The sequence below is a fragment of the Citrobacter sp. Cpo142 genome, from assembly GCF_030332425.1.
GTDB lineage: Bacteria > Pseudomonadota > Gammaproteobacteria > Enterobacterales > Enterobacteriaceae > Citrobacter > Citrobacter portucalensis.
In genome coordinates this window covers 110,954-119,742 of record NZ_JAOWHW010000148.1, presented here as the reverse complement: position 1 = coordinate 119,742, position 8,789 = coordinate 110,954, and the positions used below count along the sequence as shown (strand labels likewise).

Annotated in this window: 8 protein-coding genes and 1 pseudogene; 3 read left to right on the top strand and 6 right to left on the bottom strand. The window is 53.1% G+C overall.

Going from position 1 to position 8,789, the window contains the following annotated elements:
• Positions 1-74 precede the first annotated feature (74 nt).
• From OGY18_RS25450 to OGY18_RS25440, 3 genes are all read right to left on the bottom strand, one after another.
• Positions 75-200 carry a type II toxin-antitoxin system RelE/ParE family toxin gene (locus tag OGY18_RS25450; RefSeq protein ID WP_502873486.1) on the bottom strand — a complete coding sequence of 42 codons (126 nt, stop codon included), beginning with the start codon at positions 198-200 and terminating at the stop codon, positions 75-77.
• A gap of 155 nt (positions 201-355) precedes the next feature.
• The gene (yjdP, locus tag OGY18_RS25445; RefSeq protein WP_275398412.1) at positions 356-685 is read right to left on the bottom strand and encodes a DDRRRQL repeat protein YjdP; all 330 of its coding nucleotides are present in this window, start codon (positions 683-685) and stop codon (positions 356-358) included.
• Positions 686-754: 69 nt separating this feature from the next.
• Complete coding sequence (locus OGY18_RS25440; protein ID WP_286554764.1) at positions 755-3,019, bottom strand: hybrid sensor histidine kinase/response regulator; 2,265 nt, start codon at positions 3,017-3,019, stop codon at positions 755-757.
• A 114-nt stretch (positions 3,020-3,133) separates the two neighbouring features.
• Here OGY18_RS25440 and OGY18_RS25435 point away from each other — a divergent pair, with 114 nt between their 5' ends.
• The 3 genes from OGY18_RS25435 to OGY18_RS25425 all read left to right on the top strand — a co-directional run bounded on the left by OGY18_RS25435 (position 3,134) and on the right by OGY18_RS25425 (position 6,675).
• Positions 3,134-4,657, top strand: coding sequence for a sugar ABC transporter ATP-binding protein (locus OGY18_RS25435; protein ID WP_181509715.1), 1,524 nt, complete (start codon positions 3,134-3,136; stop codon positions 4,655-4,657).
• Positions 4,650-5,645: an ABC transporter permease subunit gene (locus tag OGY18_RS25430; RefSeq protein ID WP_063941242.1), complete on the top strand. Its 996-nt coding sequence runs from the start codon at positions 4,650-4,652 to the stop codon at positions 5,643-5,645. Before OGY18_RS25435 ends, OGY18_RS25430 begins: the two co-directional genes overlap by 8 nt.
• A gap of 88 nt (positions 5,646-5,733) precedes the next feature.
• Positions 5,734-6,675 (top strand): ABC transporter substrate-binding protein, encoded by a 942-nt coding sequence (locus OGY18_RS25425; protein WP_003826688.1) that lies wholly within the window; start codon positions 5,734-5,736, stop codon positions 6,673-6,675.
• 71 nt (positions 6,676-6,746) lie between these two features.
• Here OGY18_RS25425 and OGY18_RS25420 read toward each other — a convergent pair whose 3' ends face one another.
• The 3 genes and pseudogenes from OGY18_RS25420 to OGY18_RS25410 form a co-directional block, all read right to left on the bottom strand.
• Positions 6,747-8,153 carry a KPHS_23130 family T6SS system protein gene (locus OGY18_RS25420; RefSeq protein ID WP_286554757.1) on the bottom strand — a complete coding sequence of 469 codons (1,407 nt, stop codon included), beginning with the start codon at positions 8,151-8,153 and terminating at the stop codon, positions 6,747-6,749.
• Positions 8,150-8,410 (bottom strand): PAAR domain-containing protein, encoded by a 261-nt coding sequence (locus tag OGY18_RS25415; protein ID WP_286554755.1) that lies wholly within the window; start codon positions 8,408-8,410, stop codon positions 8,150-8,152. The genes OGY18_RS25420 and OGY18_RS25415 overlap by 4 nt, the downstream gene beginning before the upstream one ends.
• A gap of 1 nt (position 8,411) precedes the next feature.
• Positions 8,412-8,789, bottom strand: a pseudogene (locus tag OGY18_RS25410) (T6SS immunity protein Tli3 family protein); the annotation flags it as partial.

The window sequence follows — 8,789 nt, the reverse complement described above, 5'->3', positions numbered from 1 at the left end:
ACAGCTGATAGAAACAGAAGCCACTGGAGCACCTCAAAAACACCATCATACACTAAATCAGTAAGTTGGCAGCATCACCCCAGCTTTCTGGCTAATGCAGTGTGAATATCCGCAGGTATTTTTCTGTGCGATGTCGCCCGTTCAAAAAAATCTTCAAGCCATGTATCCCGAAAATTTCTGATATTTAATGATTTAGACATTCCATTGCCAACACCTTTTCCATAAGCATAGAGAGATTGTAGTGCATACACGCACTGTGCTCAAGTGCATTCATTAACATAAAATGGTGAGCTGTTGGGTGAGCAGGTAAATCCCTGCCAGAAAGATAAAATACCCATAAATTTAATCGTTACCGCTACCGATCGTAATCTTCTTCCATTCTGCGCTCTTCGTCTTCTAACTGACGCCGTTCTTGATCGAGTTGGCGCTGACGGTCATCCAGTTGGCGACGTCGATCTTCAAACTGGCGGCGGCGATTGTCATACTGCCTGCGCCGATCGTCGCTCATCTGGCGCTGCCAGCTTTCATCACGGGAGTCATCATAATCCCGCCCGTTGTCCGGTTTGTATGCGTCGTTAATCGCCTGCTGAATATTACCAATGGCGTCATCGATAATATCCGCCTGCGCTGACATGGTGGTCAGTGACAGCAAGCTAAAAAGAAGAAATGTCGCGGAGCGTTGCATAAAACCAGCCTCATCAAGAAACTCGCCCCACGGTAATCAAAGCGTATTTGCGCGGGTAGCGGACGAATCTCAATTACGCGAATGCCACAGCGCCTGCGCCAGCTCTCCCCGGGTAAAAGGCTTACGCAATAGCGCCACATCCGGCAGCGCCGGGTTATGCGCCGGACGTAAATCCTGACCGCTTATCAGCAGGATGGACAACTGCGGATAATGTGCCTGGGCATGGTTAACCACATCCACGCCGCTTAAACCACCTGGCAGCATTAAGTCGCTAATAAAAATATCAATCTCGGATGAAGCCGCCAGCATATGCATCGCCTGTTCGCCGTTGGCGGCCTCTAACGTCAGGTAGCCCAGCAGGTGTAATTGCTCGCACAACGTCTGGCGTACATCGTCCTCATCCTCGAGCACCAACACCAGTTTTTCACCGCTGTTCGCCGCATGTACCGCTACCGCTTCCACTTGAGCCTGCACCGGCACAACGGCACGAGGCAGTTGCAGCCTGACCGTCGTTCCCTGCCCGGGAGCACTTTCAATCTCCACCCGGCCACCGGACTGGCGCACAAAACCGTAGACCATCGACAGCCCCAGTCCGCTGCCGCTACCGGTCTGTTTGGTGGTGAAAAACGGCTCGAAGACCTGGGCTTTCACCTCCTGTGACATCCCGCTTCCCTGGTCGGCAACCTCCAGCATCACCATATCCTGCTTGCGCCCATCGCTGCGCGTGACCCGCTGATTCCAGGTACGGATTTTAATCGTGCCCGCCTGCCCGTCCATGGCGTCACGGGCGTTCATCACCAGATTGATAATGGCGTTTTCCAGTTGGCTGACGTCAATCCACGCGGGCCAGGCGGGAGACTGGGCTTCAATCTCCAGCGTCAACGTGGCCGGAAGAGAGTGGCGCATCAGTTCGCCCAGATTTTCCAGCAGCGTTTTCAGTTCCACCGCATGGGGATGCAACGACTGTTTGCGCGAAAAGGCCAGCAGGCGTTGGGTAAGCAGCGCCCCGCGCTCGGCGGCTTTTAGCGCCCGATTGACCCGTGGCGCATCGGGCGACTCCGGATTCACCAGATCCAGACTGCCAATAATCACCGCCAGCAGGTTATTGAAATCATGTGCTAATCCACCCGTCAGTTGCCCCACCGCCTTCAGCTTTTGGCTGTGCAACAGCGCTTCTTCCAGCCCCTGACGCTCGGTGCGGTCGATTTCCATCTGGCTGGTTTTTTCTTTTAGCAGTCGGGTGGTGTGCTCCAGCGACGCCGTATTCCGGGCAAAGACGCTAAAGGCGCGGGCCAGCTCGCCCAGCTCATCGCGCCGCTGCAGGGCCGGGACGCTGACGTCTGATTCACCGTGCGCCAGCCGGGTCATCGCCCGCGAAATGGCCGTCAGGTTGGAGCCGAGATTACGGTAGATATACCACCCGGCAAAACCGGTGATCACCACCGCCAGCAGCGCAAACACTAAAATAAACAACGCGCCGGATTGCAGTTCCTGATGGCTTTGCGCCACCCGCTGCTCTGAGATCAGCGCCACCTGCGAGGCATACTGATTGATATCGCTGTTGAGGATCGCCACCAGCGCTTTGATATGAAACATATACCAGTTGATGGCCAAATCGCTCTGCTCCAGCGCGGAAGAGAGCGGCTCCAGCTTATGCAGCTCCTGGTTGAAGTCGTTGAGGATACCGCTAATCAGCGGACTAGCATGGCGCAAGGGAAGCGCAGGCATCACCGCATCCAGTTGTTTCACCACCGAACGCGGCGTGGGCGTGTCGATGGCGGCAACAATTAAGCGGTCCATCTGCCCCAGCAGCGCATCATCCTGCGCGCCGATCAACTTTTGCAGATGACGTAAATAGCTTTGATTTTGATACAGCGAACTGAGCAACGCGTTACGCTCCAGATGCCGCCGCTGTCCGCGCTGCAACATCCCTTCTACGCTGCTTTGTAGTTCATTACTGCGCTGGATAATACGCTCGACCAGCACCGGCTCCTGCTGCGCCAGCGGCGCGGTAGCCAGTTGTTCCAGCGATCGCTTCAACGCCCGTTGCGTCTCCTGCAGCCGCTCCGCTTCCCCTTTGTATTCCAGCGCTCCGACCACCTGCGACAGCCGCACCGCCGCTGTCGCCACGTTCGCCGTATCGCGCGCCAGGTTCATGCTGCCGGTCATGTCGTCAACGGTTTGCTGCTGCACCTGCTCCTGAATCTGGCTTGCGTGCTGAAAACCCAGCACCGCCACGCCGCTCACCATCAGCGTGACCGCCACCACCAGCAGATTGAAGAACAGCAATCGTCCGCGCGCACTGGCGAAAAAGTGACGTCCCGGTTGCGGCATATCACGCTCCGTGAAGAAAAATCGCAATATGACAAATATGAACGGCTTCTGACATTTTGCATTTACATTCCTGTGATGGACTGCTGATATCGGCCACCCCACAGGAGATCCGCCATGAGCAGGACACCGGTTCTGGAGATGCGCAACATTGCTAAAGCGTTTGGCAAATTTTACGCGCTGAAAGGGGTCGATTTAACGGTCTGGCCGGGCGAGATTCATGCCCTGATGGGCGAGAATGGCGCGGGGAAGAGCACCCTGATGAAGATCCTCGCGGGGGCCTATACCGCCACCAGCGGTGAGATCCTGATTGACGGTCAGCCGTTCCACATTCGCGGGCCAAAAGACGCGCTTAGCGCAGGCATCACGCTGATTTATCAGGAGATGCAGCTCGCGCCGAACCTGACGGTGGCGGAAAATATCTTTCTTGGCAGCGAGCTGTCGCGCGGCGGTCTGGTCCAGCGAAAAGAGATGGTGATGCAGTCGCAGAAAGTCATCGACCGACTCGGTGCCCAGTTTAAGGCCAGCGACCGTGTGATGACGTTGACCATCGCCGAACAGCAGCAGGTGGAAATTGCCCGTGCCCTGCACCGTAAAAGCCGCATTCTGGTAATGGATGAACCCACCGCCGCCCTCTCCTCACGTGAAACCCATCGCCTGTTTGAACTGATCATGCGTCTGCGCGATGAGGGGATGGCGATTATCTACATCAGCCACCGCATGGCGGAAGTGTACGAACTCTCGGACCGCGTCAGCGTCCTGCGCGACGGACAATATGTTGGCAGCCTGACCCGCGACAAGCTCAACGCCTCGGAGCTGGTGCGCATGATGGTGGGTCGTCCGTTAAGCGATCTGTTCAACAAAGAGCGCGACATTCCCTTAGGTAAAGCACGCCTCAATGTTCATCACCTGACCGACGGCCATAAAGTCCAGCCGTGCAGCTTGCTGGTACGCTCCGGGGAGATCGTCGGCCTGGCCGGGTTAGTCGGTGCCGGGCGTTCTGAGCTGGCTCAGTTGATTTTTGGCGTTCGTAAAGCCATCGGCGGCATGATTGAAGTAGACGGTGAACCGGTAGTGATCCACTCCCCGCGCGAGGCGATTGACCACGGCATTGGCTTTCTGACGGAAAACCGCAAAGAGCAGGGATTATTTTTAGAGCTGGCAGCGGCAGAAAACATCACCATGGCAACGCTGGAGCGTGACGCCAACTGGGGCATGCTCGATCGCAAAAAGGCCCAGGCTATTTCTGATGACGCCATCAAATTGCTCAACATCCGCGTTCCGCACGCGCAGGTACGCGCGGGCGGGCTGTCTGGCGGAAATCAGCAAAAACTGCTGATTTCACGCTGGGTCGCGATCGGCCCACGTATTTTGATCCTCGATGAACCCACGCGCGGCGTGGATGTTGGCGCCAAAAGCGAGATCTACCGGATCATGAACGATATGGCGCGCAAAGGCGTAGCGATCCTGATGATCTCCAGCGAACTGCCGGAAGTCGTCGGCATGAGCGATCGCGTGTACGTCATGCGGGAAGGAAGCATTGCCGGCGAGCTGAACGGACAAAGTATTACCCAGGAAAATATTATGACGCTGGCTACCGGCGTGAACGACTCCCACCATCAGGCGGTGCCCCATGAATAATCCAACCCCTCCCCAGCAGGTGGCGAAATCCGCCTCCGCGAAAAGAATGCTGATGAGCGATCTGATGCAAACAGTCGGCATCTTACCGATTCTCATCCTGATTGTGGCGGTATTTGGCTTTATCGCGCCCAACTTTTTTACCGAAAGCAACCTGCTGAATATAACCCGTCAGGCGTCGATCAACATCGTGCTGGCGGCTGGCATGACCTTCATTATTTTGACCGGCGGAATCGACCTCTCGGTTGGCTCGATTCTCGGCACCACCGCCGTCGCAGCCATGGTCGTTTCTCTTATTCCTGAGCTTGCCATGCTGTCAATTCCGGCGGCGCTTATGCTCGGCCTGGTGCTGGGATTATTTAACGGCGCGCTGGTCGCTTTTGCCGGACTACCGCCGTTTATCGTCACGCTTGGAACCTATACGGCGCTGCGCGGCGTGGCCTATCTGCTGGCCGACGGTACAACGGTGATTAACTCCAATATCAGCTTTGAGTGGATCGGTAACAACTATCTCGGCCCGGTTCCGTGGCTGGTGGTCATTGCGCTGGCGGTGGTGGTGGTGTGCTGGTTCATTCTGCGCCGCACCACGCTCGGCGTTCATATCTACGCGGTCGGCGGCAATATGCAGGCCGCACGTTTAACCGGGATCAAAGTGTGGCTGGTGCTGCTGTTCGTCTACGGCATGAGCGGTTTGCTCTCAGGTCTTGGCGGGGTGATGAGCGCCTCGCGGCTGTATAGCGCCAACGGCAACTTAGGTATGGGTTACGAGCTGGACGCCATCGCGGCGGTGATCCTCGGCGGCACCAGCTTTGTTGGCGGGATCGGCACCATCACCGGCACGCTGGTGGGGGCGTTGATAATCGCCACGCTCAATAACGGCATGACGCTAATGGGCGTCTCCTATTTCTGGCAACTGGTGATCAAAGGGGCGGTGATCATCATAGCGGTGCTAATCGACAAATACCGTACCCGACACCATCAAAGTGCATAGACAAGCTTACTGGCCTGCTCATTCGTAGGCCTGATAAGCGCAGCGCCATCAGGCGTATAACAACAATACCCTACGTGAGGAAACGAGTATGCGTTTGAAGCCATTAGTGACCGCGCTCTGTGCTGGCGCCCTGCTTGCTGCAGCTCCGTTTGTGCAGGCAAAAGAACTGAAATCGATTGGCGTTACGGTGGGCGATCTGGCCAACCCGTTCTTCGTGCAGATCACCAAAGGCGCGGAGCTGGAAGCACGCAAGCTGGCAGGTGATAGCGTTAAAGTAACGCTGGTTTCCAGCGGTTACGATTTGGGGCAACAGGTGTCGCAGATCGACAACTTTATTGCCGCCAAAGTCGACATGATTATCCTTAACGCCGCCGACTCCAAGGGCATCGGCCCGGCGGTAAAACGCGCGAAAGACGCCGGGATCGTGGTGGTTGCCGTTGACGTGGCAGCGGAAGGCGCAGACGCGACCATTACCTCCGATAACACCCAGGCAGGTGAAATGGCCTGTAAATACATTACCGACCGCCTGAAAGGCAAAGGCAACGTCGTCATCATCAACGGGCCACCGGTTTCCGCCGTCCAGAACCGCGTGGAAGGCTGCCAGACTGAGTTTAAACGCCACCCTGACATCAAGGTGCTGTCGCATAACCAAAACGCCAAAGGCAGTCGCGAAGGCGGGCTGGAGATCATGACCGCGCTGCTGGCGGCGAATCCGAAGATCGACGGCGTATTCGCCATTAACGATCCGACGGCGATCGGTGCCGATCTGGCGGCAAAACAGGCGCAGCGTAGCGAATTCTTTATTGTCGGCGTAGATGGATCCCCAGACGGTGAAGAAGCGCTGAAGCGCGAAAACTCACTATTTGTGGCGACTCCGGCACAAGATCCGCAGGTGATGGCTGCCAAAGCGGTCGAAATCGGCTATGACATATTGCAGGGGAAACCCGCCCCGAAAGAACCCGTGCTGATCCCGGTGACGATGATCGATAAAAACAACGTCGGCAGTTATAAGGGTTGGACGGTGAAATAAATCCTGAACCGACTAAGGCTCCTGCCACAAAGAGAGTCAAAGAAGCAAGAGCGCCCGTCAGGGCGCTTACCTCATAAAAACTGAGAGTAATAAATATCCATTTCCTCTTCTATATTATGACTCAGTATAAAAGAAAAAATCATAACCGCCGTGTAAATAACCAGAATACCAATAACCAAAGGTGCAAACGTATACCAGGGGTGACTTTGGAACAGTTCTAGTGGTACGAGACTTACAAATCCCATACACCATAAAATAATTGCGCACAATTTTATGACTCTCCAATAATCATGGAAATCCAGCTTATCAAGTGCAGGCCAGCATCCTGGATATTTAGCAGCTATTATGCCGGATTGAATAGTATCTGCGGATGTACTGGCGAATAACTGATGGCCTTGACCATATTTTGCAGCATCCGCAGCCAACGCTAATACAACCCAGCGCTGAACCTCTGTGCTTTGCCCAGTGACGGCCTCCAGTTCATATCGACTATCGGCCAAAATGCTCGTTTTTGCGTTTTCTATCCCACTAAACAATACGAATTTTGACTGCTTATCCAGTGAGTTGAACCATAGTTTTTTAATTTTACTAACATCAACTTGCTGTGCAGAAAGATATGTACTTACGATTTCATCAAGATAGTAAGGGGTACTGTCCATCATGCGTAATAAATATAAAGGTGCGTCTTTATCTTTAAGCAGTTGTGTATTGGTAAAAATAAAGGCATTAGCACTTTCAAAAAAATCAGCATTATTTTCATCATGCAATTCAACGGTAATAACCAGGTTATTTTCAGAAATATTTAAATCAACCCACTCATTTATTAAAAAATAATCAGGGCATTTGTGAAGAATATTAATTTTTCCGACCTTATCTTTGGGGATGCTCAGACTTGCCAGCACCGCCTTGAAACTATTGCCGATAGTGTCATCCGCTCCCTTAACGTACAGCCAGGTAGTAAAAGGCCGATAATCCCTGACAAGAGAACATTTGAGGGGCTCTATCAACTGCCTTAGTACTTTATCAACTCTGGTGTCATCCATTGAGTCAACTTCAATATCAATGCGTAACGGCGTTGCAGAACCTTCTGGCGCTTCACCCTCTAGTTTCTGAATTTTTAATGCCAGTTCAGGCACCGGGAGAATGGATGAATAGTCTAAAAGAGGCAATGCCCGTATTGCCCAGTTTTTCCACTGGTTCATTCCATACTTCTCAAGATAACCCGCATAGTAACATGGAAAAGATATAACACCGTAAGTGATTACCACCACACACCAGATTGCTAATACTATTAGCGACGGGATACCTATTGCATTCCATATCAGATCATCAGGAACTTTCTTGTCCTGCAACCAGCTGAATATATTGTACGTTATAAAAAACAGAAAGATAGCACAGCTAATGATCAGCATAATATTAAGCGGGAATTTTTCTGGTTCTTCATAGGGATTCTTGTTTGGTATCTTCCATTTCCTCATTTGCTTGTCCCCGCCGTTGGCAGTGTGGTTTTAATTGCACAACAACATGCGGCCCTACAGCCATCCACAACGACGCCTTTGCCGTCCATTGTCCAGGTTGGCTCAAAATCAAGTATTGGGAAGGTACCTTTGTGCAGAATACAAACCACAGTATCCCCCTGTAAAGCGACAGGAATTCCCATAAACTTGCTACCAGAAGCTTTATTGACATATCCGCCATTTTCCAGCGGATCGTTTAGCCTGATTACACCTTTCATATTATTTCCCTGTATCCATATCGCAGTACATCCGGGTCCAGCCCTTATAGCCCACCACCTCCGGCTCTTTGTCCGGCAGGTTTTGATAGTTAGCCTTATAACCTTCCGTTAAATTGGCTAAGGATGCTTTCATAAATACCACCGTTCCCCAGGCGCGCCCTGGAAACTCAGGACTGGTATGGCCGTCCACATACTTGCCACCGGATTTATGCTTGCCAGGTCTGTAGAGATAATAGGTGTCATCAAAGTATTGATAATCTATACCCGGACCACCCGGCGCCAGACGCGGGTCGTCAAAAGGATATGAACTCATATACAAATGGTCCTGCGCTGTGGAAATAAACGCCTGGTTATTGACCACCACCACTCTTTTTATTTC